General features: G+C 36.8%; 26 protein-coding genes. 20 read left to right on the forward strand and 6 right to left on the reverse strand.

Features of this window, described 5'->3' with window-relative positions:
* Positions 1-4 precede the first annotated feature (4 nt).
* Positions 5-1,168 carry a type IX secretion system outer membrane channel protein PorV gene (porV, locus tag SB679_RS11370; RefSeq protein WP_034710266.1) on the forward strand — a complete coding sequence of 388 codons (1,164 nt, stop codon included), beginning with the start codon at positions 5-7 and terminating at the stop codon, positions 1,166-1,168.
* Between the two features lie 384 nt (positions 1,169-1,552).
* Positions 1,553-3,814: an FUSC family membrane protein gene (locus tag SB679_RS11375; protein ID WP_410702416.1), complete on the forward strand. Its 2,262-nt coding sequence runs from the start codon at positions 1,553-1,555 to the stop codon at positions 3,812-3,814.
* On the opposite strand, the gene SB679_RS11380 is transcribed toward SB679_RS11375, so the two are convergent.
* Positions 3,795-4,409, reverse strand: a complete 615-nt coding sequence (locus SB679_RS11380; protein ID WP_410702417.1) for a 4'-phosphopantetheinyl transferase superfamily protein — start codon at positions 4,407-4,409, stop codon at positions 3,795-3,797. The two genes, SB679_RS11375 and SB679_RS11380, sit on opposite strands and share 20 nt — an antisense overlap.
* Positions 4,410-4,684: 275 nt before the next feature.
* On the opposite strand from SB679_RS11380, the gene SB679_RS11385 reads away from it, so the two are divergent.
* From SB679_RS11385 to SB679_RS11405, 5 genes are all read left to right on the forward strand, one after another.
* Positions 4,685-6,079, forward strand: coding sequence for a hypothetical protein (locus SB679_RS11385; protein ID WP_410702418.1), 1,395 nt, complete (start codon positions 4,685-4,687; stop codon positions 6,077-6,079).
* A 7-nt stretch (positions 6,080-6,086) separates the two neighbouring features.
* Complete coding sequence (locus SB679_RS11390) at positions 6,087-6,488, forward strand: hypothetical protein (protein ID WP_410702419.1); 402 nt, start codon at positions 6,087-6,089, stop codon at positions 6,486-6,488.
* 32 nt (positions 6,489-6,520) lie between these two features.
* Positions 6,521-6,922, forward strand: a complete 402-nt coding sequence (locus SB679_RS11395) for a hypothetical protein (protein ID WP_410702420.1) — start codon at positions 6,521-6,523, stop codon at positions 6,920-6,922.
* 130 nt (positions 6,923-7,052) lie between these two features.
* Positions 7,053-7,439, forward strand: a complete 387-nt coding sequence (locus SB679_RS11400; protein ID WP_410702421.1) for a DUF6705 family protein — start codon at positions 7,053-7,055, stop codon at positions 7,437-7,439.
* A 335-nt stretch (positions 7,440-7,774) separates the two neighbouring features.
* The gene (locus SB679_RS11405) at positions 7,775-8,605 is read left to right on the forward strand and encodes a thioredoxin family protein (RefSeq protein WP_410702422.1); all 831 of its coding nucleotides are present in this window, start codon (positions 7,775-7,777) and stop codon (positions 8,603-8,605) included.
* Between the two features lie 163 nt (positions 8,606-8,768).
* Here the strand turns inward: SB679_RS11405 and SB679_RS11410 are convergent, their stop codons facing one another.
* Complete coding sequence (locus tag SB679_RS11410; RefSeq protein ID WP_410702423.1) at positions 8,769-9,299, reverse strand: pyridoxamine 5'-phosphate oxidase family protein; 531 nt, start codon at positions 9,297-9,299, stop codon at positions 8,769-8,771.
* A 166-nt stretch (positions 9,300-9,465) separates the two neighbouring features.
* Here SB679_RS11410 and ahcY point away from each other — a divergent pair, with 166 nt between their 5' ends.
* The 5 genes from ahcY (at position 9,466) to SB679_RS11435 (ending at position 16,539) form a co-directional block, all read left to right on the forward strand.
* The gene (gene ahcY / locus SB679_RS11415; RefSeq protein ID WP_410702424.1) at positions 9,466-10,779 is read left to right on the forward strand and encodes an adenosylhomocysteinase; all 1,314 of its coding nucleotides are present in this window, start codon (positions 9,466-9,468) and stop codon (positions 10,777-10,779) included.
* Between the two features lie 285 nt (positions 10,780-11,064).
* Positions 11,065-11,457 (forward strand): inner membrane protein YiaA, encoded by a 393-nt coding sequence (gene yiaA / locus SB679_RS11420; RefSeq protein ID WP_410702425.1) that lies wholly within the window; start codon positions 11,065-11,067, stop codon positions 11,455-11,457.
* Between the two features lie 443 nt (positions 11,458-11,900).
* Entirely contained in the window at positions 11,901-13,196 is a 1,296-nt protein-coding gene (locus tag SB679_RS11425; protein ID WP_410702427.1) for a BspA family leucine-rich repeat surface protein, read from the forward strand.
* Positions 13,197-13,228: 32 nt separating this feature from the next.
* Positions 13,229-14,851, forward strand: a complete 1,623-nt coding sequence (locus tag SB679_RS11430) for a BspA family leucine-rich repeat surface protein (protein WP_410702428.1) — start codon at positions 13,229-13,231, stop codon at positions 14,849-14,851.
* A 65-nt stretch (positions 14,852-14,916) separates the two neighbouring features.
* Complete coding sequence (locus SB679_RS11435) at positions 14,917-16,539, forward strand: BspA family leucine-rich repeat surface protein (RefSeq protein ID WP_410702429.1); 1,623 nt, start codon at positions 14,917-14,919, stop codon at positions 16,537-16,539.
* Between the two features lie 44 nt (positions 16,540-16,583).
* On the opposite strand, the gene purE is transcribed toward SB679_RS11435, so the two are convergent.
* The gene (purE, locus tag SB679_RS11440; protein WP_410702430.1) at positions 16,584-17,087 is read right to left on the reverse strand and encodes a 5-(carboxyamino)imidazole ribonucleotide mutase; all 504 of its coding nucleotides are present in this window, start codon (positions 17,085-17,087) and stop codon (positions 16,584-16,586) included.
* Between the two features lie 234 nt (positions 17,088-17,321).
* On the opposite strand from purE, the gene SB679_RS11445 reads away from it, so the two are divergent.
* The 6 genes from SB679_RS11445 (at position 17,322) to SB679_RS11470 (ending at position 22,859) form a co-directional block, all read left to right on the forward strand.
* Entirely contained in the window at positions 17,322-18,227 is a 906-nt protein-coding gene (locus SB679_RS11445; protein ID WP_410702504.1) for a DMT family transporter, read from the forward strand.
* A 137-nt stretch (positions 18,228-18,364) separates the two neighbouring features.
* Positions 18,365-18,931: a hypothetical protein gene (locus SB679_RS11450; RefSeq protein WP_410702431.1), complete on the forward strand. Its 567-nt coding sequence runs from the start codon at positions 18,365-18,367 to the stop codon at positions 18,929-18,931.
* A gap of 6 nt (positions 18,932-18,937) precedes the next feature.
* On the forward strand, positions 18,938-21,061 hold the full coding sequence (locus SB679_RS11455) for a cation:proton antiporter (RefSeq protein WP_410702432.1): 2,124 nt from the start codon (positions 18,938-18,940) through the stop codon (positions 21,059-21,061).
* Between the two features lie 116 nt (positions 21,062-21,177).
* Positions 21,178-21,807, forward strand: coding sequence for a hypothetical protein (locus SB679_RS11460; RefSeq protein ID WP_410702433.1), 630 nt, complete (start codon positions 21,178-21,180; stop codon positions 21,805-21,807).
* A gap of 86 nt (positions 21,808-21,893) precedes the next feature.
* Positions 21,894-22,496 carry a hypothetical protein gene (locus SB679_RS11465; protein ID WP_410702434.1) on the forward strand — a complete coding sequence of 201 codons (603 nt, stop codon included), beginning with the start codon at positions 21,894-21,896 and terminating at the stop codon, positions 22,494-22,496.
* Positions 22,497-22,499: 3 nt separating this feature from the next.
* Positions 22,500-22,859 carry a hypothetical protein gene (locus SB679_RS11470; protein ID WP_410702436.1) on the forward strand — a complete coding sequence of 120 codons (360 nt, stop codon included), beginning with the start codon at positions 22,500-22,502 and terminating at the stop codon, positions 22,857-22,859.
* Between the two features lie 176 nt (positions 22,860-23,035).
* On the opposite strand, the gene SB679_RS11475 is transcribed toward SB679_RS11470, so the two are convergent.
* Positions 23,036-24,145: a 5-(carboxyamino)imidazole ribonucleotide synthase gene (locus SB679_RS11475; protein WP_317741525.1), complete on the reverse strand. Its 1,110-nt coding sequence runs from the start codon at positions 24,143-24,145 to the stop codon at positions 23,036-23,038.
* Between the two features lie 33 nt (positions 24,146-24,178).
* Positions 24,179-24,727, reverse strand: a complete 549-nt coding sequence (locus SB679_RS11480) for a DUF1543 domain-containing protein (RefSeq protein WP_410702437.1) — start codon at positions 24,725-24,727, stop codon at positions 24,179-24,181.
* A gap of 84 nt (positions 24,728-24,811) precedes the next feature.
* Between SB679_RS11480 and SB679_RS11485 the strand changes: the two genes are divergently transcribed.
* Both SB679_RS11485 and SB679_RS11490 read left to right on the forward strand, forming a co-directional pair.
* A complete protein-coding gene (locus SB679_RS11485; protein ID WP_034710252.1) occupies positions 24,812-25,642 on the forward strand; it encodes a sulfite exporter TauE/SafE family protein in 831 nt (276 codons plus the stop codon).
* Positions 25,639-26,022: a DUF1634 domain-containing protein gene (locus SB679_RS11490; protein WP_034710251.1), complete on the forward strand. Its 384-nt coding sequence runs from the start codon at positions 25,639-25,641 to the stop codon at positions 26,020-26,022. The genes SB679_RS11485 and SB679_RS11490 overlap by 4 nt, the downstream gene beginning before the upstream one ends.
* Positions 26,023-26,024: 2 nt before the next feature.
* On the opposite strand, the gene SB679_RS11495 is transcribed toward SB679_RS11490, so the two are convergent.
* The gene (locus SB679_RS11495; protein WP_410702438.1) at positions 26,025-26,402 is read right to left on the reverse strand and encodes a VOC family protein; all 378 of its coding nucleotides are present in this window, start codon (positions 26,400-26,402) and stop codon (positions 26,025-26,027) included.
* Between the last annotated feature and the right edge of the window lie 53 nt (positions 26,403-26,455).

Here is a 26,455-nt window from a genome sequence, read left to right on the forward strand (position 1 = left end):
ACATATGAATTTAACTACTAAGCTGCTTTTAGGATTTGGTTTAAGTGCTGGTTTTTTAGGCTTTTCGCAAGACTTAAGTAAAATAAATCCAGTATTGACCGGAGCTCCCTTCCTTAGAATCGCACCAGATGCCAGATCTGGAGGTATGGGGGATCAAGGGGTGGTAAGCTCTCCTGATGCATTTTCACAATTCTGGAACGCGGCGAAATACCCTTTTAGCAAAACAAGTTCTTCTGTCGGTTTAAGTTTTACTCCTTATATGAGTAAGCTTACCAGTGATACATATTTAATGTATGCAGCATTCCATAAGTTCTTAGGTCAGGATGAAAGATCTACGATCTCTGCGAGTATCTATTATTTCAATATGGGACAGGTAGACCTGACCCAGTTGGTAGGTTCGGAAGTAACTTCAATGGGTACATCTAAACCAAACGAATTCTCTATTGACGTTGCTTATGCCCTGAAGCTTTCTGATTCTTACTCCATGGCGGTAACCGGTAGATTCATTCGTTCGGATTTGGCCGGTGGTTTCAACACAGATACGACGCTTAAACCTGCGAATTCATTTGCAGTAGATGTATCAGGATACTACTCTTCTCCAAAATTCTCAAGCTTTGGAGGGTATGACGGTAAAGTAAACGCAGGTCTTGCTATTCAGAACTTAGGTCCTAAATTAGATTACACAGGAAATGAAGAATCCAGATCTTATCTACCTACCATGGCTAGATTGGGTATTGGATATGATATGTATTTAGATGATATGAACAAAATCGGATTGTCGGTTGAAGGTTCTAAAATCTTAGTACCTGGTTCAGAATTTGTTGGAATGGATCCTAATACAAGACAGCCTATTTATAAGGTACCGAATGTAGGACCAATCCAGGGGATTACAAAATCATTCAAAAATCCAAACAGTATCATGTATAGTGGTGCTTTGGAATATTCTTATGACAATGCTTTTGCAGTAAGAACCGGTTATTTCCACGAAAGTGAAGAACAAGGGGCAAGACAGTTTGCAACTGCAGGTATTGGTTTGAAATACCGTTCTTTCGGACTTGATATTTCTTACCTTATTAATATGTCCAAAATTAATACTGCTTTAGATAACACCCTTCGTTTCGGTTTAACCTGGAACATCGGAGATGAAACTTCTAATGTAGATTATTAAAATATCTATACTTTAAATCAAAAGCCTCATTTTCATGAGGCTTTTTTTGTGCATGGTAATTTGCTTAATTCGTCATAAACACAACATCCCAAACTCACTATTCACTTTCGAAGTAAAATTCACCATTTACATTCCAACGGCAAATAGTACAACCCTTCTTACTTAATTCGTCACAAACACAACTTCCAAATTCACTATTTACTTTCGAAGCAAAATTCACCATTCACATTCCACAGGCAAATAGTACAACTTTCCATACCCAATCTGTCATAAAAACAACCTTCCCAATCAACAGCCGCCGTGTATTAAAAAAATATAATATTTAAGTTTATAAAAGTCTCCTTTTTATGGGGCTTTTTTGTTCTCAATGGTTATTTTTGTAAGATGAACTATTCTGCGGAGCTCAAAAAATTTGTTACCAGCCAGTATGTGTATTCTGCTATCAGAATTACACTGGCTACCGTTCTGCCGTGTTTGGTTCTCGCCCACTTTGGAATTTTAAAGGAATATTTCCTATTTCCTCTCGGTACCAGCTTTGTCGCTCTTACCGACCAGCCGGGACCTTTTATCCGAAGAAGAAATGCACTGACATTTGCTATCTTCTGTTTTGTGGTGGTAGCTCTCATTGCCAGTTTGGTCATGACCATCAAGATTCTTGTCCTGATGGAAATTATTGTCTTCGGAATGTTCTTTTCACTGATAGGAGTTTACGGACAAAGGTTGGCTGCTGTAGGATCTTTATCACTTGTTGTTTTGGCGATTTTCATCGACGGGCATCTCACCGGAAGTAATATTTTCAAAAGTTTACTGATTTTTGCTTCGGGCTGTATTTGGTTTTTGCTGATATTCCTTATTGTGACGACTATTCAGCCTTATAAGCTGGCCAGCCAGATGATTGGAGAAAACTACCTTCAGTTAGCTGAATTTTTAAAAATCAAAGCTAATTATTATCAAAAAAATCCGGACTTCGATAAGCTGACGATTCAGGTTATCGCCAAGCAGGTAGGTATAAAAAATCTTCAGGAAGAAACCAGAGAAACGGTTTTCAAAACAAGAACCATCGTGAATGAATCTACGACAACCAGCAGATTGCTGATGTTGATGTTTTTGAATTCAATGGACTTGCACGAGAAGCTGATGACCTCGGAAAGTGATTACCAGAAACTGCAGCAGAGTTTTGAAGACAGTACGATTTTGGTAAAAATTCATGATTATCTGAATTTACTTTCAGAAGAAATTACCAATATCGGGATCTCGCTTCAGATCGGAACCCGGGCAAAACCCATGTTTAATCTTGAGCTTGAACAGAAGAATCTGAATGCTGATTATTTCGAACTGAGAAGTAAGCAGCTGACTCCTGATAATCTGGAGAACTTTATGATCCTGCGACAGATCTTAATGCGTATCAATGAAATTACCAAAGAGATCAATGAGATCTATAAAGTATTTTCACAAAACGTAAAGCTGGCAAAAAGTTTATCTACAGGATTGGATTTGAAAAAATTCATGCCTAATGAGGAAAAACTTAATTTTAAAGTATTGAGAAATAACATTTCTCTTTCTTCCTCCCATTTCCGCCATGCTTTAAGAATTACCATAGCCTTATTATTGGGGTATCTTTTTTCATTATTCCAGTTCTTTGCCATTGGTCATACGTACTGGATTTTGATTACCACCGTTGCAATTTTGAAGCCCGCCTACTCTATTACCAAGCAGCGGAACCTGCTTCGTTTGTACGGAACAATCGCCGGAGCTACCATTGCCTATGTAATACTGCATTTTGTACACTTCAATGCAGTATTATTTGTAACGCTCCTACTCAGCATGATCCTTTGTTTCAGTCTTCTGAAAGGCAGATACTTCTGGGCTGTTTTATTTATGACGATCTATGTCTTTATGAGTTTTAATTTCCTGAGCCCAGGAAAGATTGATGTGATTTTTAAAGACAGAATTCTGGATACTGTGATTGCAGGAATTATTGCATTCCTGGTTTCCTATATTGTCCTTCCGGTTTGGGAACACACCCAGAATCTGGATTTAATGAAAAAATCTGCGGCAAGCAACCTCATCTATTTTCAGAGTGTGATCTCCAAATTCCTTACTGAGGATTTTGATCTTGAAGATTATAAAGTGAAGCGTAAAAATGCGATTATTTCTCTCGCGAACCTTTCCGATAATTTCCAAAGGATGATCTCTGATCCGAAAAATCAGCAGAAAAAGCTGGAGGTGGTTCATCAGTTTGTGGCTACTTCCCATTTGATTACAGCTTATACGGCTTCTCTTTCGCAGTATTCAAAGAACAATGAACAGTATCCGGAAATCGATGCCGAAAGCTGGAGCAGAAAAATTGAAGCGGAAATGCAGCAAACCTCTGCCCTCCTCAACGGCGAGAAAATGAGCGAAACCTTAAAAATGGAAAGCCGCATTGAACCGGAAGATTCCTCGATTGATGATCTGATGATGAAAAGGAGAAATGAAATTGAAGAAAATGAAATCGTAGACCGCAGAGATCCTGATAAAATTTCCCATCTCACGGAACTGAAAAACATTCATGATATCCTGGAACTGATCTATGACGTGGCCAAAGAGCAGAGAAAAGTAATCGAAAAATACAAAACTGAAACGGCTACTCCTCCACAATCGTAAAGCAATAGTCGTCGAAAAATTCGACCCTTGCCTTCAATTCATCGGAAAACTGCTCATCATATACTCTGCAGCTTATTTTATGAAGATGTTTTAACTCAAAAGGCTTTACTTCATAATTTTTCTTCAGTGACCAGTATTTTGAATGGTGAATCTTGTACATACTCTCTTTTACACTCCATATAATAGTATAAAAAGTATCTGCTTTATCTTCCGGAATAAAACCCCTCTCATTTTCATAGGTGAATTTATCAATGACTCTTAATATCTTGGGATTAAATTTTTCAACATCAATCCCTATTTTATTTTTTGAAACGGCAATAGCCGCAAAGGGAAAGGAATGGGTAATGGAGATTTCTGCATCCATAGGAGAAAGGAACGGCTCTCTTTCTTTGTATAAAATTTTCGAATCGGGTTTCAGGCTTTTTAAAAGCTTACGTACCATCAGTACTTCCAATAGTTTTTTGGGATGATAATCTTTTACTTTTTCAGCATTTTCAGGCTCTAAAAGGGTATGAATATCTAAATCTTCGGTTTCATCGTATTTCCATACGAGGATCGTGGCATTGTCATCTGAAAAATCGCGATAAAGAGGCATGGACTAATTTATTCAGTAAAAATAGTGAAAAGATAATTATCCTGATTGGGTATTCGGTACTTTGAAAGTATGTAACCGTTCCTTGTAAAATTTCCCGTAATATGATTATCTAAAATACCGGGTTTTCCCCTATGTTGGGAATTAAAACTAATCTTTACATTTACCCACAAATTTCCGGAGCTCATGAGAAATACGATTTGAGCTTTGTAAAATATCACCTCGTGGTGATAACGAAAATTTGATTATATTTAACTGTTTAAAAACACAACTGATCAATGAGAAAAAAAATTATTCTCAGGCTGCTCTTACTGACAGTCTTTATGGCCCTATTGTGGTCATGCCGAAGTGAGGATCTCCTTCAGGAGGAAAATCCTGCCGGATCGTCCACCAACCTTAGCTCCGCCAAATATGCTTCCAAAAGCTTATGGAAAGAAGATGAGCTATACATTGGAAAAGTACAGGAAGTTTTCCTGAAGCATGCCAACCTGGAACGATTCAGTACTACATACGGTGAATTGTCTTGGAACTATGCCATGTCTTTCGGGCAGTTTGGCGAAAAGTATCTTCTTGTTCCTATAGTAAAAGATAACAAGGTAACACTTATGATGGAAGCTGTAAGGATAGGAAGCAAAGTATACTTCTATGAAAAAAGAGATGAAGATCTTCTGACTTTCTTCCAGCACGTTATGTATTCTAAAATAATCGGCTACAGAGAGGATATCGGCGAAACTGAAGCCAAAGCAAAATATGTATGCTCTACCAGAACCATTATAATAGGCTGCCTCAATGGTGCTACAGATTGTGAACCGGTAAGCTATTCAAGCATGGTCTGCGAATGGAAAGAAAGCGGTGGCGGGACACCCCCGAAGACTTTAGACCCTCTAGGTGATCCATTTATTGGTGGCGGTGGTGATGGTGGATGGGATTATCCTGATCCGCCGGAGGAGACACCTTGCGAAAAGGCAATCGCAAATAATTTAAAGACAAAAAAATTATTAAATGACACAAAAATAGCTTCTGCCGAAACACAATTGACAGCTACTCTCAATACTGATACTAATGAAAAATCTTTTTCATTTGGAAAAGATGCAGATGGGAATTATGACACCACTCCTGTAAAAACCTCAACTGCGGGAAACCAAGCAGGGATTTCAATAACCAGCAGTACGCTGACTATAGAAGGAGGCGCACATACCCACACAACAGATTTATTTAACTGCTTCTCTACAGGAGATATCTACTCGCTTCAGGGTGCTAATGTTATCAATGAAAACTTCAAAACTTTATTTGTATTTGCAGATGGTGGGGTCGCATATGCTTTAACAATAACTGATCCTTCTAAATATGCTGCTTTTGTTGCTTCTTATTCTGCAGGAGATCATCTGGATATGGCAACATCGGGATGGAAGAAAAGTTCTCCAATGTATAATGTTTTTAAAAATGTAATGGGACAATTTCTAAGCCAAGGATTATCAGAAGATGATGCTTTAGCTTATGCTACTGCATTAATTTTGAATAAATATGATACAGGGGCTACTTTAAGTCAAAAAGATGCTTCAGGAAATTTTAATTCTATATTTGTAAATGAAACCACAATTAATGCGAATGTAGCAGGAACTTTCATCCCTATTAACATTTATAACCAAACAACTGACTGTAATTTAAATTAAGTACACTATGAAAAATAAAATATTAACATTAATACTGTTACTGAGCTTTAGTACCATATATGCTCAATTAGATACACTTAATTATCTGAAACAATTTGAAGCTAACAAGGCAAATTATACAGGACAGCCTCTTTCTAAACTACTAAATGATATGACACAGATACAGCCTAAAACTGCTTGGTCCTTTTCAATGGGAAGAAAAAAAACGATATCTACAGATACAAGGTTTAATTTTTGTGAAAAAGAACTAAGTTTTCATAATACTATTACTTTATTAATAGAATGGCAAGATCCCATCCCCAGAGATCAGACTAAATATTATGAACAAAAAAATGGTTTTTATTTTACCAATGAAGAAAGATCCTTTTACGGAAATAAAATTGTAAAAGATATATTGGTTTCTCGCTAATGAAATAGGCAATTCTTATTTAAAAACAGGTGATGAATAATAAAATCTCAGTATTAATACTGCTGTTGAGCTTTAGTATAATGTATGCTCAGTTAGATACTTTGAATTACCTAAAACAATTTGAAGTAAATAAAGCAAATTATATAAACAAGCCCTTGTCTATACTGCTAAATGATATGACACAGATACAGCCCAAAACAGCATGGTCTGCTTCAATGGGAAGAAAGAAAATAATATCAGCAGATACTAGGTTTAAATTTGCTGAAAAAGAACTAAGTTTTCGTCATACAGTTACTTTACTAATAGAATGGCAAGACCCCATCCCAAGAGATCAGACCAAATATTATGAACAAAAAAATGGATTTTATTTCACCAATGAAGAAAGGTCTTTTTATGGAAATAAAATCGTAAAGGATATATTGGTTTATCGCTAATGAAGAGATATTGGAATGTTATAGATAAAAATGAATAATATCGTAATTAAAAGCAGGTCTATTTTAGCCTGCTTTTAATAGTAACCGAATTATAATTTTAGCTCTATATATTTAAAGCTAATACATTACTATGATGAAAATACTAAATCTAACACTCATTTTCCTTTTGACTTTTATAAGCGTTATTTCCTGTAAAGCACAACAGACTTATCCATTAAATACTTTTATGGAAGATATACCGCAGGGAGGATATGTAAAAGACCTGAATAATGAGCTCCCTCCTTATGTTGGAACGTATAAGGCTTATGATCAGGGAAACGAAATTACATTATTTATTACAAAAGAAGATAATAGACCTACAAATGTAGTTGATAAGCAATTTTACCAGGATGCCTTAGTCATAAAATATATTGTTAAAAACCGATCAAATCAAATTCTACAGGATACTCAGAATATCTCTAATCCAAATATATATATATTTACAGTTATAGAACCCGGCCAGCAAAAAATACAATAATTTTGTATTATTCTGGTACTAATTGTGGCGTTGGATGGGGAGATATTTACTTGAAGAAAATAAATGATACCCAAATTTTCTGGATATACAGAGCACAGTCAATGGTCATCACGGAGCAAAATTGCCCGGGAAATCCTGACAGAACGGTATATCTTCCAGACACTAAAGACCTAATTTTCACGAAACAGTAAAAGTTATAAACATAATAAAGATGTTCCACAATCATTACCGAATACTATAATCCTGACAAAACAATAAAATAAAAGGTTTTTTCTAAAAAATGAAACAGCCATTTTATATTATTGATCAAAAATTTATTCTAAAGCACGATGAAAATGAAATTTTTATTTTTACTATTTATTTCCCAGTTCGGATATTCTCAAATTTGGGTAAACTCATTAGATGATGCAAAGGCTGTTGCAAAAACTTCCAATAAATTTATTTTAATCGATTTTAATGCATCATGGTGTGAGCCCTGTAAAAAGATGGATAGAGAATTTTTTCATAATACAAAATATAAACCCACATTGGATAAATTTATTTTTGTATCCATCGATGTTGATCATAACACAGACCTTGCACAATATTATAGTATAAGGAAACTACCTAATCTAAAGCTTGTTGATTTTAATGGAGGCGTGATATATGAAACTACAGGCTTTGATAACTCTGAAGACTCCAATGCCGAGTTTGCCGGATTTCCTGAAAGTTCAGGAGATTTATATGAAAAACTAAATTTCAAGGACAAAAAGAAACCCACAGATGAAGAGTTTTTGAATGTAGCAACATCGTATCAGGTACTTTTACAAAAATCTAAAAATGCAGCAAGAAAACAGTTTCTAAAAAACAGTAATAACTTTTTTGATAAATGCATAAAAAGTACATCCAACACAAACTACAAGGAAATTTCAGAATTGGGAAAATTATTTAACCTTGCCCTTACTGATTCCGGGGATAAGGTCATTAAAAAGCTGGATATTTCTAAAATTTCAAATGAAAATAAATCCTATGCGTATTATATTCTGGCAAAAGCCAACTACACAGAAGAGAATAAAGATGAGGCAGAAAAAAATATTCTTGAAATTGAAAAGTTTAACAATGAAGAGTGGATTTCGGCCGGAAAGGTACTTAAGACAAAATATGACCAGATAGCAAATAAAAAATAGATTCAAAAAAAAGCTTCTTAATAATCTTGTTCAAAAATTCGATGAACGAATAAAGATTAGTTTTACCAAGGCCAGGCAGAGGCAATGCTGAATCATATTATCCTGACAAAAGAATAAGATAAAATGAAAGAATCTGCCTCGGTTATGAGGCAGATTCTTTCATTTATTTCGACTGATGATTCACATCATTTCTATGTTCCATAATCTCTAAATTTTCATCTACAAAATAGGCACTTCCAAATCCGTTGACATACGAACCTTTGGTCGGCTGCAAAGCAATCAAGATAAAATCCTTCATTTCCGCAATCACATCCACTACTTTTCCATGGGTCTCTTTTAAATGAGTAACTACTGTATTCCACGTTTCAGAATCTCTTTCAATCTGGGAAGTTGTTGCTTCGATCGTTAAACGTTCACGGGCGTAAATTTGTTTTGTAGCAGATTCATCTTCAATAAACATTATGGAAGTTTTTCTTCCTTCAGCCAGATTCTTGGTGTGTCTTGCCATAAAAGATACCAGAATATAGAATGTGTTTTCTACCTGTACAAAAGGAGCATAACTGGAATTGGGATTTCCTTCTGCATCCAACGTAGCCAGAATGATACTTTTGGTATTGGCGATCAGTTCTTTCACTTTAGGTGCAATAGGTTTTGCTTTTTTCTGAGCTTCGTCCTGGGTATTTGTATGATTCATCGTATATTATTTATGAAGACAAAAATACATTATTTAGATTAAATAAAAATAACAAAACACCCTGTATAATCTCATCAACAGAACTTGAGGTACCGTTTTTATATCTTAATTATTAATTGTAATTTTGTAGCTTATTATCAACCGAATTTAAATTGATTCATCACATATGAGTACTACAACGCAATATGTTCCTTATAAAGTTAAGGATATTTCCCTGGCAGAATGGGGAAGAAAAGAAATTACTCTTGCTGAGGCAGAAATGCCTGGTTTGATGTCTATTCGTGAAGAATATGGTCCATCTCAGCCTTTAAAAGGAGCAAGAATTGCCGGATGTCTTCACATGACGATCCAAACGGCTGTGCTTATCGAAACATTGGTAGCGCTGGGTGCTGAAGTTACCTGGTCTTCTTGTAATATTTTCTCTACACAAGATCATGCTGCGGCTGCTATTGCTGCTGCAGGAATTCCTGTTTATGCCTGGAAAGGTTTAAACGAAGAAGAATTCGATTGGTGTATTGAGCAGACTTTATTCTTTGGTGAAGACAGAAAACCATTGAATATGATCCTTGATGACGGTGGAGATTTAACCAACATGGTTTTTGACAAATACCCTGAATTCACTAAGGATATTAAAGGGCTTTCTGAAGAAACAACTACCGGAGTACACAGATTGTACGAAAGAATGAAGAACGGAACTTTGGTAATGCCTGCAATCAACGTTAATGATTCAGTAACTAAATCTAAATTCGACAACAAATACGGATGTAAGGAATCTGCAGTAGATGCTGTAAGAAGAGCGACAGACTTAATGTTGGCTGGAAAAAGAGTGGTAGTTTGCGGATACGGAGACGTAGGTAAAGGTACTGCTGCTTCTTTCAGAGGAGCGGGTTCTATCGTTACTGTTACTGAAATTGATCCTATTTGTGCGCTTCAGGCTGCAATGGACGGTTACGAAGTAAAAAGACTGGATACTGTGGTGGATAACGCAGATATCATCATCACAACAACCGGTAACTTTAATATCGTAAGAGGAGAACATTTCCTTAAAATGAAAGATAAAGCGGTAGTTTGTAACATCGGTCACTTCGACAACGAAATCGATATGGCATGGTTAAACAAAAACTACGGTTCTACAAAATCTGAAGTGAAGCCGCAGGTAGACATCTATACCATTGAAGGTAAAGAAGTAATCATCCTTGCAGAAGGAAGATTGGTAAACTTAGGTTGCGCAACAGGACACCCAAGTTTTGTAATGTCTAACTCTTTCTCTAACCAGACGTTGGCACAGATCGAATTATGGACTAATTCTGCAGCATACGGAAACGAAGTATATATGCTACCAAAACATTTAGATGAAAAAGTAGCCGCTTTACACCTTAAAAAATTAAGCGTAGAATTGGAGATTCTTTCTCCTCAGCAAGCTGAATACATCGGTGTTGACGTAAAAGGGCCATTCAAGCCTGAGTACTACAGATACTAAAAAAGGTATCCTGAGCTTGTCGAAGGATCTCAAAATATAGAAACTCTCCAACTTTTGGAGAGTTTTTTATTTTCAGGACTAGTCAACCAATCAATTAAAAAATTGACAAGTAACGCAAATTGACCATTCACCATTTAGCATTTACTTTTTTAACCACCCCGTCAAAAATTCATTCTGAATTTTCGCCACCCCTCCAAAGGATGGGAATTGTATTACCGTATTTTCCCTAGGTTCAGTTATATAAAAAATCGATATATTTGGCCCTTTAACAAAAACATTTAATTAATGAAAAAACAAAGAGTATCGAACGCGTTCATCGCAGCATCCTGGGTAGCGTTGGGCGCAGGAATGATCGGTTTTATTGTCGGTCTTGTAAGAGCTGAAATGCTGCTTAACGAAAAAGGATATTATTTTACCATTCTGCTGTACGGCTTATTTGCTGTTGTTTCTTTACAGAAAGCAGTCCGTGATAAATTGGAAAATATTCAGGTAACCGATATTTATTATGGGATCTGCTGGTTTGCTACCCTTTCTTCCATCGTATTATTAGCGATCGGACTTTGGAATGCAACCATCCTTCCCAGTGAAAAAGGTTTTTATGCATTTGCGTTCTTGTTAGCACTTTTTGGAGCTATTGCCGTCCAAAAAAATACAAGGGATAATATGATGCAGGAATAATACAAGACTCTCCAAATTTGGAGAGTTTTTTTATGCAGATTCTTTCTTCCCCCTTAAAACCACAGTATCATTTCGTTCAGTTCATCTTTATAAATTCAATAAAATATTAATAAAAACAAGGTTTTACCATACAATTCATTATTATTTGCATAATTTTATTTATTTATCTATATTTATTTCCCAAAATATTGATTTATGATTAAAAAACTACTAACCTTTTCTTTATTAATTTTTTACTCCAAATTAAAGCCCAAAATGAGTTTATCACCCTGTGGAAACCTTACCTAACATCCACTCCAATTACAGTAAATGCTCCTTCGCAGGCAGGCTCCAATGAAATCTGGTTTCCAGGAATCGGTGAGAACTACACCATAATTTGGGAAGAGGCCAACTACCCTCAGCATAACGGTATATTAACGAATGTAACCTCCACAAAACAGGTATTGATCAATTTCGGAAATGCACTCAATCCAGACCCGGCCAATACCACCTACATCGTGAAAGCAAGTAACGGAAACGGCATATTCAGGCAGGTCCGTTTTGCAACAGGAAATACCATACCTGGTGGAACGACAATAACTTCCTGGGAATATAATGGAAGTCCTGATAAAATTCTTGAAATCCGACAATGGGGAAATATTCAATGGAATTCTATGCATGCCGCATTTTCAGGCTGCCTGTCTTTACAGCTTACGGCAACAGATTCTCCCAACCTCTCCAATGTAAATGATGCATCGTATATGTTTCACAATATTTCTGAATTTCATGGAAGTCCATCAATGGCCAACTGGAATACTTCATCCATCAAAAATTTCAAGCATATTTTTGGACATTATGGAGGGCAGCCACTACTCGATACTTTTAATGCACCTATCGGATCCTGGAATACCTCATCTGCTGAAGATATGAGCTATATGTTTTACGGAAGAAGACAGTTCAATCAAAATCTGAACAGCTGGAATATTTCAAATGTATCCGACCTCAGTTATATGTTTGCAGAAACCAATATGTTTAATCAGCCTCTGGATAACTGGAATACTACAAAGGTACAAAACATGACTTTCCTGTTTCATACTAACCCGAATTTTAACCAGCCAATCAACAGTTGGAAAATTTCCAATGCAACCAATATCTCGCATATGTTTCATGGATGTGTGGCCTTCAACCAGTCGCTTTCTTCCTGGGATACTACAAAAGTAACTGATATTAATTCCATGTTTACAGGAGCTACGAGTTTTAATCAGAATTTAGGTTCCTGGAATCTTCCTGCCTTAACTAATGCCATGGTTTCTTTAACCAATTCCGGATTAAACTGTGAGAATTACAGCAAAACTATTTCAGGCTGGGCACAAAATCCTAATACAGCCTCAAATATCAATTTAGGACCTCTGGTTCCTCTGATGTATTCTGCAGATGTAAGTGATAAAAGAAATATTCTGATTAATAAAGGCTGGACCTTTACTAATGATGTGATAGGAGAATGCCGTATGCTGGGAGTTTCTGAAAGCAGTATGAAAAATCAAGCTTCCATCTCTCCCAATCCTGCTCAGGATTATATTTACATCAACAATATACCTTCTAAGAAAAGTTATGTGATCATTGATGCTTCCGGCAGAATGGTAGCCAAAGATGTCTTTACAAAAGATGCTGTTAACGTAGAATATTTAACTCCGGGAAATTATATACTGCAAGTCATTTCAAAAGAAAATATTCAATCTTTTAAATTCATTAAAAAATAAGCATTAAAAACAATAACCCAAACAAAACTAATATGTTTCGAAAACTTTCAATCCTTATTCTTTTTGGATTTTTATTTCAATCTGTAAGTGCACAGGGAGAATTTATTACCATTTGGAAGCCCGGTAATACATCACCACCTGTGAGTGCTCCTTCAGCTACAACCAATACTCAAATATGGTTTCCCGGTATCGGCGAAAATTATACGATTGACTGGGAAGAAGTGGGTTATCCGCAGCATTCCGGTAGTATTCAAAATATCACCTCTACCCTGCAGGTTCTGATTGATTTCGGAGCCCCATGGCATCCTAATCCCGCAGCAGCAACTTACAGGGTGAAAGTAAGTAATGGAAATGGAATATTCAGACAGATACAATTTGGAATCCCTAATCTGATCATGGCCAACGGAGTTGTAATGACATGGACGTTATTTGGCAGTACAGAAAAACTTACCGCTATTGAACAGTGGGGAAATATTCATTGGGCCTCTATGAATGCAGCATTCGCTGAGTGTAAAAATATGCAGCTGACGGCAACAGATGCCCCTGATCTCTCAGTTGTTACCGATGCTTCCTACATGTTCCATAATGCTTATCAATTTTCCGGAAATTCTTCTATGGCTTCCTGGAATACTTCTGCTGTTAAAAATTTCAAATCAATGTTTGGATTTTCAACAAGCAATGTCAGCACACAGCCTGATTTTTTCAACCCTCCTATCGGCTCATGGGATACTTCTTCTGCTGAAAATATGAGTTATATGTTCAATGAAAGAAAAGCTTTCAACCAGAATATCAACAGCTGGAATGTTTCCAATGTAACCAATATGTCATATATGTTTGCGGCCTGCGATTCGTATAACCAGCCCATGGATCAATGGGATGTTTCTAAGGTGAAAGATATTTCTTATATGTTTCATTTCATTGCTGGTTTTAATCAGCCTCTGGATGCATGGAATACTTCAAGTGTCATTAACATGGAGCACATATTCCACGGTCTTACGGCTTTCAACCAGCCTCTCAATACTTGGAATGTAAGTAATGTCACCAATATGGATACTTCTTTCTCCAATGCTGCGAGTTTTAATCAGCCTCTGGACAGCTGGGATACCCGCAAAGTAACCAATATGTTATCTTTATTTTCAGATGCATCAAGCTTTAACCAATCCCTTGCAACCTGGAATATAAAAGCTCTCACCACTTCGCTGCTGATGATTTACCACACCGGGCTGGACTGTACCAACTACAGCAAAACATTGAAAGGATGGGCAGAGAATTCTGAAACGCCTAATAATATTTTATTGGGGCCGCTTGCTCCGTTTCTCTATTCTCCCGACGTTTCTTCATGGCGGAATATACTGATTGCGAAAGGATGGTCACTCAGCGGCGACAATATCGGAGAATGCAGCTTGTTGAGGGTTTCTGAAAGCAACCCATCATTTACTGCGGCCATTTATCCCAATCCTGCACATGATCTTATTTATATCAAAAATGTTCCTGCTGTAAAAAGCTATGTGATTGTGGATGCATCTGGCAGAGTGATAGCCAAAGACAGCCTGACAAAAGATATCATCAATATACAAGCATTAGCTCCCGGAAATTATATTTTGCAGATCATCTCCAAAGATAAAATACAGTCTTTAAAATTTATCAAACACTAGAAGCAGAGAAAGAAGAATAAAAAGTAAAGAACGAAACACTAAATACAAAAACTAAAAAAACCAACATGTTCCAAAAACTTTCAATACTCATTCTTTTCGGATTGCTATTTCAGTCTGTAAAAGCACAGAATGAGTTTATTACTATATGGAAACCTGGTAATACTTCACCACCCGTTAATGCGCCTACACAAACAAACACTAGCCAAATATGGTTTCCCGGTGTAGGAGAAAATTACACCATTGCTTGGGAGGAAGTAGGATATCCGCAACATTCCGGTATTATGCAGAATGTGACCTCTACTCTACAAATCCTTATTGATTTCGGAACACCATTGAATCTCACTCCTACAGCAGCAACCTACAGACTGAAAGTAAGCAATGGGAATGGAAGTTTCAGGCACCTGAAATTCGGAATTCCAAATAATGTAGTTCTTTCCGGGGTCGTATTGTCGTGGACTTTATATGGAAGTGCAGAAAAAATACTTGATATTGAACAATGGGGAGATATCCATTGGGACTCCATGAATGCTGCATTTGTTGAGTGTAAAAATTTGCAGATGAGCGCAACGGATATTCCTGATCTCTCCGGTGTTCTGGATACTTCTTATATGTTCCACAATGCTATGAAATTCTATGGAAACTCTTCAATGGCCTTCTGGAATACCTCTGCGGTTAAAAACTTCAGATCCATGTTCGCATATGGAGCAAACAATTTTACTGTCCCGCCGGATTTCTTCAATCCTCCTATCGGCTCATGGAATACTTCGTCTGCAGAAAATCTAAGTTTTATGTTTAACAGCAGAAAATCATTCAACCAAAACCTGAATAGCTGGAATGTATCGAATGTGAAAAACTTTTCATTCATGTTTGCTTCGTGCGATTCCTTCAACCAGCCTGTAGACCAATGGGATGTTTCCAATGCAATAGACATATCCTATATATTTCATTATATCCCCACTTTTAACCAGCCGCTCAGTACATGGAACACTTCCAATGTTGTTAATATGGAGCATATATTTCACGGAGACGCAGCCTTCAACCAGCCTCTGGAAACCTGGGATGTAAGCAATGTCACCAATATGGATACGTCTTTCGACAGTGCTACCAGTTTCAACCAGCCCTTGAATACCTGGGATACGCAAAAAGTAACCAATATGATGTCTTTATTTTCGAATGCATCAAGTTTTAACCAATCTTTGGAAACGTGGAACCTGAAATCTTTAACGTCACCACTATGGATGATTTCCCAGAGCGGACTGGATTGTAACAACTACAGCCAAACGCTGAAGGGATGGGCACAGAATCAGGAAACACCTAACAACCTTATGCTGGGACCACTCTCCCCCTATGTATATTCCCTTGATATTTCTATGTGGAGAAATATCCTGATCAGCAAAGGATGGACCTTCATTGGTGATAATATCGGAGAATGCAGGATGCTTGGAGTTTCTGATGTATCTTCTGCCAATGCTCCTACTATATTTCCCAATCCGGCAGAGCATTTTATATATATCAAAAACATCACAGATGTCAAAAGCTATATAATTCTGGATGCATCGGGCAGAATGATAGCTAAAGATTCTTTGACAAAAGATATGATTAACGTAGAGAGGTTAACTCCCGGGAATTATTTCTTACAGATTATTACCAAAGATAAAATTCATACGTTGAAATTGATAAAAAAGTAAATAAAAATATAGCCCCACTGAAATAGCGGGGCTTTATTTTGTAATTAGTTATCATATTGATTAGGATGTTGTGCTTTGATAGCATCCACAGTTCCCAATACTTTATCTTTTAAGGTATCCTGATATTTCTGAAGTTTTTCTGCGACTTCAGGGTTTCCGCTTCCTAAAATTTTAGCTGCCAGGATTCCCGCATTCAACGCTCCGTTTAAAGCTACTGTAGCTACCGGAATACCTCCGGGCATTTGAAGAATAGATAATACCGAATCCCAACCGTCAATAGAATTACTTGACAAAATCGGAACTCCGATCACAGGCAATGTTGTACAGCTTGCCACCATTCCTGGAAGGTGTGCAGCGCCACCTGCTCCTGCAACAATTACTTTCAGACCTCTTTGCTGTGCCGTCTTGGCATAGTCGAACATTCTTTCCGGTGTTCTGTGGGCCGAAACTACGGTTAATTCATACGGAATATCCATACTTTTCAGAAAATTAGCTGCCTGTTCCATGATCGGCAGATCGCTCTGGCTGCCCATAATAATTCCTACCATCTTCAATTTTTATTAGATGTTCAAAGATAAAGAATTTTAACATTGTAAAAGGGTGAATTGTCCATAGTGAATTCATTTCATTATCAATTTATAATCCCAATCCATTCACTTGTGAACCAAAATTCACCATTAACCATTCACAAAGTTCCTTCTGTTTCCATCCAAATTAATCAAACTGTATCCATCCCGATCATTTCAGAATAAATATATTTGCCAGTTACTTCATCCTATATTTTGAAAGATTACAAACTTATTTTTGCGGTGATTACCGTTGCTCTCGTTTGGGGAACAACCTTTCTGGCAATCCGTGTTGCGGTGGAAACGATTCCTGCATGGTTTGTAGCAGGAATACGGCAGTTTTTAGCCTCCATCATTATGCTTATCGTACTGTTGTCACGAAAAGAATTCAAATGGATTGGCTGGAAAAATCTTGGATATCAGATTGTTTTTTCCACATTAATGCTCATTGTCGCCAATGGAATGACTACGGTAGCTGAGGAAAGTGTATCAAGCAGTGTCGCTTCACTCATCAGTGCTTCCTCTCCTATTTTGGTGTTTCTGGGAAGCGTAGCGATTGGCTTGCAGAAATTCAGCTTTAAAGCTTTAACCGGAGTTTTGATGTGTTTCAGTGGTATTCTTTTTATTTTTTGGGACGGACTGCAGGATTTAGCTAATCCCGATTACAGAATGGGAATTATCTTTTTATTCTGTGCCATTACCGGATGGGCTTCAGGAACTATCTTCACCAAAAAATTAAATATCCAAAGCGGAAATATCTCCCTGAATTTATTTTACCAGTTCTTATTCGCGGGAATCATTCAGATTATTTTTGCTTTTATCTTTTCAGAAAGCTATCATTTTGAAAGCTGGACGCTGAAAAGTATTTGTGCTATGCTGTATCTGGCTGTTTTCGGTTCTGTAGCGGCTTTTTTTGCTTTTCATTACGCATTAACCAAGATTTCTCCGGTGCAGGTTTCTATCCTTGCTTATTTTAATACGATTATCGCTATATTTTTAGGCTGGCTGATTATGGATGAAAAAATCTCTGTAAAATTTATCATGGCTGCCGTTTTAATTATCTGTGGGGTTTTTATCATCAATTATAAACCTGAAATGTTTAAAAGACAGAAAATTGAGTGATAGGTAATGAAAAATAAAGGAAAACAAATTCCTGTTTTATATGTCGTGATTTCCATTGTTTAAAGTACTTTTCCTGTATACAGCTATTTTCCCATCTCCCTTTTTTTTCCTATATTGTTTACGCCAACATCTACAATATGCTAAAAAATACATTTTTTATCCTTTTTACGGTGTCTTTCCTTTTAATAAGCTGTGATTACAAAGAAAAGGAAAAAAGCCTGATAGAAAGAGAGAAACAATTGCTCGAAAAAGAAAAATTATTTGCCAATAAAGAATCTGAATACCGCTCTTTATTAAAAATGAAGGACAGTATTTTTGCAAAAAAAGATTCTGTGACCATTACACTCTGGCCTACTGAAGTTTCCGGTCCGTGGACGGGTAAAGTAATCTGTACGGAATCCAACTGCAGCGATTATGTCATCGGCGATCAGCGTACGGATCTTTGGGAGTTCGACAGTGATTCTACCCACCTGACAACGAAAATCATCAACAATAATAATCTGGTAAGACTCTACTCCGGCAAGTTTGAGAATAATGAGATCAGACTTAATTTCAAAACTGATTCTACAGCCAAGAAAAATGTCGAGATGAACGTTCTTCTCAATGAAATTTCCGCCAACAAGATCAAGGGTACGAGAACGATCATGACCGATAATGGTTGTACCGCAAAATTCTCTGTTGAATTAGTACGTCCCACCAAATAAACACTTATGATTTTACTGAGTATACATAACCTGACTTTTCCCATAGAAGATCCGGTACTGAAATTTTTATTGGTACTGATTATCATTCTTGCAGCCCCTCTTTTACTGAATAAGATTAAAGTTCCGCATTTATTGGGTCTTATTATTGCCGGTGCCGTCATAGGTCCGAATGGTTTTAATGTTCTCTCGAGAGACAGCAGTATTGTAGTAACTGGAACTACTGGGCTGCTTTACATCATGTTTCTGGCAGGCCTGGAAATTGATATGGGAGACTTTAAAAAGAATAAATGGAAAAGCCTTACTTTCGGAATTTACACTTTTACCGTGCCTTTTGTTCTGGGATATCTGGGAGGATACTATCTGCTGCATTTTTCAATGCTTACCTCTATCCTTTTTGCCAGTCTTTTTTCTTCCCATACCTTGATTGCCTATCCATTAGTGAGCAAATTGGGAATTGCAAAAAACAAGGCCGTTAATATTACCGTTGGAGGCACCATGATTACGGATATTCTCGCACTATTGGTGCTTGCTGTCATCGTGGGAATGTCACAAGGAGATGTGGGTACAGAATTCTGGGTTAAACTTTCGGTTTCGTTTGTTGTTTTTGCCTTAATTGTGCTGATTGTATTTCCCATTATAGGACGATGGTTTTTCAAAAAAGTGGATGATAAAATCTCACAGTACATTTTTGTACTGGTGATGATCTATCTTGCTGCGATGCTGGCAGAACTCGCAGGAGTTGAAGCTATTATTGGGGCATTTTTCGCAGGATTAGCGCTGAACAGACTGATTCCGCACACCTCATCGCTGATGAACAGGGTAGAATTTGTGGGAAATGCTATTTTTATTCCGTTCTTCCTGATCAGTGTAGGAATGCTGATTGATTTTAAGGTCTTTTTTGAAAGCTGGGAAACATTGGAAGTGGCTGGTATCATGCTCGTAGCTTCGATTGGGGGGAAATATTTATCGGCAGTTGCCACTCAAAAAACATTCAGACTTTCTAAAGAGGAAGGAAAGCTTATTTTTGGATTAAGCTCTGCTTCGGCAGCCGCTACCCTAGCCTCCGTCATGGTCGGTTATAATATCATTCTTTCTGAAACTGAAACAGGAGAACCGGTAAGATTATTAAATGAACATGTCCTGAACGGCAGTATTCTGCTGATCCTTGTTTCATGTACGATTTCGTCGTTTATTTCAATGGCCAGCGCCCAAAAGATTGCAGACAGCGACAATGAAGATACCGTTTCCGGAAACAGTCATGAAGAAGAAAATATCCTATTGGCCATCAACCACGAAGAAACGGTGGACAGGATGATCAATCTGGGAATTCTGATAAAGGCCCATTCTAATACAGAAAATTTCTTTGCCCTGAATGTCATTAATGAAGATAAAAATGAATCTTCCGTAAAGAATGCAGAAAAACTGCTTCACCTGGCAGCAGATGCGGCAGCAGCGGCAGATGTTAAGTTACAGCCTCTTAAAAGATATGACAACGATGTGATCAACGGGGTTAATAATGTTATCAAAGAGCAGAAAATTACTGACCTCATCATCGGAATTGAAAATGAAAAAGGCTTTTCTCAATCTTTTGTATACAACCTGTATAACGGCTATCTTCAGAATGATGATGTCAACATATTGGTGTATCATGCTGCTCAGCCCGTGTCTACCATAAAAAAATATGCGGTAATGCTGCCTGAAAATGCCCATAAGGAAGCCGGATTTTTCCATGCACTGCTAAGAGTATGGAATATTGCAAGAAACTCAGGTGCCACATTGGTTTTTTATGCCCCGGAAAACATTCTGGACATCCTTCAGAAGATCATTAAAAAGGCAAACATAGAAGCTGAATTCATCATTATGAGTACATGGAGCGATGGTGAGAAAACTGCAGCCCAGCTGAAAGAAGATGAAGCATTAATTCTCTTCATGGCCAAACGCGGCATGCAGTCGTACATCCCAAGGATGAGGCTGATCCCGGAATTGTTGAATAGAAATTTAAACAGCAATAATTATCTTTTAATTTTTCCGTTCTCAGAATATGATAAAAACAGTCCTGAAATTCGTGCAGTGGGCAATCATGGAGATTTTATGGAAATCGGGAAGATCATCCAGAAGGTTTTTAAATAGATGACGGACGATAGATTTCAGATGTTAGATGTTAGATGTTACTGCTAAACTGGGGATTATAGTTTTGTAATGTAAAAACTACAGTTAAATATTATTCGAATTAAAAAATTCATACCATGAGTATCAGAATTGTAATCTTACTTTTGTTTGGTATTATTGTATTTTCATGTAAAAAAGAAAAAGCGCCCACTCCTAAAAATGTTGATGTACCCATACAAAATGATACGGTGAAAACTGCCGTTGCAGAAAAAAAGATAGATTCTGCCAGCGGTAAAGAAGAGGTTCAGTATACTGAAAAAAAAGAAGAAGAAACAACCGATCTTTATCCTGTGAATTTCAAAAAATTCCCGGCAGATGATGTTACATTGACTAAAAGGGCAACGCTGGATTTTTCAAGCAATGAAAGTGCAAAATATTTTAAAACAAGAATTACAGAAGCATATGCTTCAAATCGTATAGATTTTGCCAGTTATTATATCAGTGTCATCTTTGGCTGTGGGGCAAGCTGCATTGCAGGATTTATCATGGATGTTCGTGACGGGAAAATCTATGACCTTCCTCTGGGAGAAGAAAATTCCTGTTTGTTTGCTGAAGACAGAGCGTTATTCAAGCCACAAAGCAGATTATTTATTTCAGGCGTCTGTAAAGAGTCTCCCGAGGACGAAAGAGTGTATTACAAAGCATTTGTATGGAATGAAGATCATAAAATTTTTGAAAAAGCAGATGAAAAGGATCTGTTGAAATAACATCTACTTGCTTACATGGAAGATTCCTTACTACTGCAAATAGAGTAAAATATTATTTAAAATTTTAAGTTCTATACAACATTATTATGAATACAAAATATATACTTCCTGTCATGGCTTTATTTATTTTTTATGGCTGCCATAAAAATCAGATTCAGGATGGAAGAGGTAAAGAAATTTCAGAAAAAAAGAAAATAGAAAAACCCAAATATGGGAAAATTTTCTTTGATTATGATCAGATAGATTATTACAGCATTGATATTGAAGAAGAAAAAATAAAGGAACTGGATGATAACAGGAATCATTCAAAAGCTGATCAATATAAATACGACGTTCTTATAGACGAAACTCCCACTACCCTACAGGATCTTGATTTTTTAAACTATCTAACCGCAGCAGGATTTTCAAAAAAAGAAATTCCCAGTACTGAATTTGATAAAATCAATACAATATTTATTGAAAAAAATATAACTGATGGATATATCATGGGATGTATTCCATTTTTCAGGGATATCTTAGTTTTTAAGAAAAAGAACAAAGTCATTGGAATCGCAAAAATATGTTTCAACTGTCACCAATATCGAATTATCGGAACAAATGCAGATACCAAAAATTTTGGAATGGGTGATGATTATGAGAAACTTGGAGCTATTTTAGACCTTCTTAAAAAAAATAAATCAGAACATTAATTTATGAAAAAGACAATAATCATTATATCATCACTCCTGTTACTGATCGTTATCAGTTTCACCATTTATTGGAATCTTCCTATTACGGTGACCAGAAGTTCAGATATTCAATTCGGAAATGGACTGATTCAACATATTGAAACCTACCGGAAAATCAATAAAAAACTTCCTGAGAATAACGACTGGAAAACTCTGGATCAATTGGGTTTCAAAAAAGTAGAATTGGGAACACAACCAGATTACAAAACCGACAACAACGGCAACTATGAATTAGTCTATCTTGATTCTTTCGACGGCCCTTACTTGGTATGGAATTCGAAAGAAAAAAACTGGAGTATCGATTTTCCCAAAATATATAAATAGGATAAAGTGTTCTTTTTTAACAATGTCAGGAAATTTGAAACTGAAATGAAGAATCTAATCGATGAACGAGATTCCTCCTCCGTCGGAATGACATCATATTAATATTCTTAAAAGCATTATACAGAAAAGAGCTGTAACACATCATTACAGCTCTTTTTTATGGTATTGGTAAGCGATTAAGCAATCACTCTTACCATTGATTTTACTTTTACCAGCTTTTCCATCAATTCTTCTCTTGAATCTGCAAGCACATTGATATGGCCCATCTTTCTTCCGGGTTTGGTTTCTGTTTTTCCGTATAAATGAATGTATGTTTCAGGAAGCTTCAGTACCTTTTCCATCCCTTCATAGATTACTTTTCCGGCATACCCTTCTGCTCCTACTAAATTCAGCATTCCGCTATACGTTATCGCATCTGTATCCGCTAAAGGCAGATTCTTTACCACACGGTACATTTGCTCAAACTGTGAATTGGTATTCCCTTCCTGACTTTGATGTCCTGAGTTATGTAGCCTTGGTGCTGTTTCATTCACCCAGACTTTACCCATCTTATCTAAGAACAGCTCAATGGCAAAAAGACCAGGAGAATTAACTACGTTTAAGAACTTTTCTGTAATTGCATCAATCTGTTGCTGAACATTTTCGGTAAGTAGAACCGGGCACACATTAAAGTCAAGCAGATTAAGTTTTGGATCGGCAACCATTTCTGTCACCGGAAAAATATTAGTTTCTCCAGCTTCATTTTTGGCAACGATCACAGAAAGTTCTTTATCAATATCTACAAGGCTTTCAATAACCGAAGCTTCCTTCCATAGATGTTGATAATCATCTTCTGTTGTAATCACCTGCACACCTTTGCCATCATAACCGCCTGTATTCATTTTCTGAACAAAAGGCAGAGGCATCATGATTTTTTCATCACTATTCCAAACCACCTGGAATTCAGGACTTGGAATATCATGAGTTTTATAGAATTCTTTTTGAAGAATCTTCTGCTGGATGGTTTTGATAATCCCTGCATTGGGAACAACTTTTACACCTTGTTTTTCAAGTTCGGCTAAAGCATCAGCATTAACATGTTCTATTTCTATAGTTACCACGTCTTTATCTTTTCCGAAGTTTAATACCGTTTCATAGTCATTGAAATTTCCCTGGGTAAAGTTGGAAATGGTATGGCAAGGCGCATCAGAAGCCGGATCCAGTGTATAAAACTCATCATCATACTTCAGTGCTTCCTGTATCAGCATTCTTCCCAGTTGTCCGCCTCCTAAAATTCCTATTTTCATTTTCTTTTTTTATTAGATTTTACTTTCAATTACTTAGACTTTATCAATTTTCAGATATCCTAATCCCATTGGGTTTTCCTGATGTTCCGCATCAGATTTTTTCAAAATAATGGAATATTTTTCTTTCATTTTTTCAGGAAGGATATCGTTTACAGGAAAAATATCATCGATATCTACTCCATGCTTATCATCAATATGACTTACTGCTCCTTCAAAACCCATTGTTTTATAAAACTCAGTAGTTTTTGCTCTTTTAATGATTTCTCCCATCGAAGTTCCTACCATCAGATGCTGCTCATGAAACTCTTCAAAAAAACCTCTTTTATATCCTCCCAAATTAAGAAAGTACAACTGATCTTCTAATTTCTGTTCTGTTTTTTCAACAATTTCCACAGCATATCCGTCTGCAAACTGAACTTCCTGCCAACAGTCGATATGGATTTTTCCATCTGCTTCTTTCCAGAATTCTTTCATATCCGGAACAAGGTATTTCAGGCTTTCTGCAATTCCAAAAAATACATCATGCTGTTCGATATTCCTGCCTTTAGGGGTTGCACCCAGGATGATATAGAATAATTTCATTCGTTTTACGTTTATGCAAAAATACGTCAAATTTATCTTTTTTAAACGTTTGGCAGAGAACGCCAATAGTTTTATATTTGTACCATGTCAGAAATCATTATTCTCTTCCTCGGAGCTATTTCAGCCGGACTGTTGGGTTCGCTTACGGGTTTAGGAGGAGGGGTTATCATCATTCCTTTATTAACACTTGGTTTTGGCGTTCCCATGCATTATGCGATCGGAGCGTCTCTAATTTCTGTAATCGGTACTTCTTCCGGGGCCGCGGTAGCTTTCGTAAAGGAAGGTTTTACCAATATGAGGATCGGGATGTTTCTGGAAATCGGAACTACTGCCGGTGCTATCATAGGAGCTTTAGTTTCAGGAATGCTTAATCCCAATACCATCGGGATTATCTTCGCAAGCATCTTACTTCTTACCGTTGTTTTAAATCTTAAAGGAAAACCTGATCATCAGGAACCTCTGATAAAAGGCAGTCTGGAAGAAAAACTAAAACTGTACGGAACTTTTCCTGATAAAGGAGTGCTGAAGAGCTATTCTGCAAGAAATACAGTTCCGGGATTTATGATGATGATGTTTGCAGGGGCCATGTCCGGATTGCTAGGAATCGGTTCTGGTGCCCTGAAAGTATTGGCCATGGATAATATGATGAAACTGCCATTCAAAGTTTCCACTACTACCAGTAACTTTATGATCGGTGTAACCGCAGTGGCAAGTGCCCTGATCTATTTCCAGAGAGGTGAGATTATTCCTGTGATTGTGGCTCCGGTATTGATTGGAGTTGTCGTAGGAAGCTTCATTGGATCAAAAACGTTAATGGTATCTAAAACAAAAAAACTGAAAGTATTTTTTGCCATTGTGATCACTATTCTGTCTATCTACATGATGTATAACGGTATAAATAAAAGTTTCCGATGAGAAAGAACTTCACCGATTTGGACCTGAACCGCTCTGTAGGAAATCTTCTGAGACTGGGAGTTATTTTATCTGTTATTACTTCACTGATAGGGTTTGTAAAGCTTTTTTTAGAAGGTTTTAAAATGCCTAAAAAATACACCAGCCTTGATATTGGGACCTCTTCCGAAAAAATATGGGCACATTTCTGGACCTCTTTATGCAAGGGTGAAGGAATGGCTATTATTCAGCTGGGGATTTTATTATTGATCTTCACACCTTTAATGAGGATTGTCTTTGCTCTGATAGGCTATTTAAAAGAAAAAGACTACGTATATGTAGTCATTTCTTCCATTGTTTTGGTGATTATGGCGATCAGCTTTTTCACTGGGTACGCCCATTAATATTATATTTCGTAGAACTCTAACGGCAACTGATCCGGATCCTGGGTAAAGAAAAATTCTTTTCCGGTGAATTCGTCTATTCGTATGTCTTCACATGCTAATCCTTTTTCCACTAATTCCTGTCTTTTTTCACTGACATTTTCTACAGAAAAAGCAAGATGCCTTAATCCACAGGATTCAGGTCGTGAAGGTCTTTGGGGTGGATCCGGGAATGAGAATAATTCAATCACATAATGATCTCCTATCGCTAAATCCAGTTTATAAGACTGTCTTTCTTCACGATATACTTCACGAATGATGTTCAGTCCCATCACTTCGGTATAGAACTTTTTAGAAACGGCATAATCTGAACAGATAATGGCAATATGATGGATCTTCATTTTTTAATAACTTTTAATTTTTTCTGATTTTTTTTGTCCCTTGACAAGGATAA

It is taken from the genome of Chryseobacterium sp. SIMBA_029 (genome assembly GCF_046535275.1).
GTDB lineage: Bacteria > Bacteroidota > Bacteroidia > Flavobacteriales > Weeksellaceae > Chryseobacterium.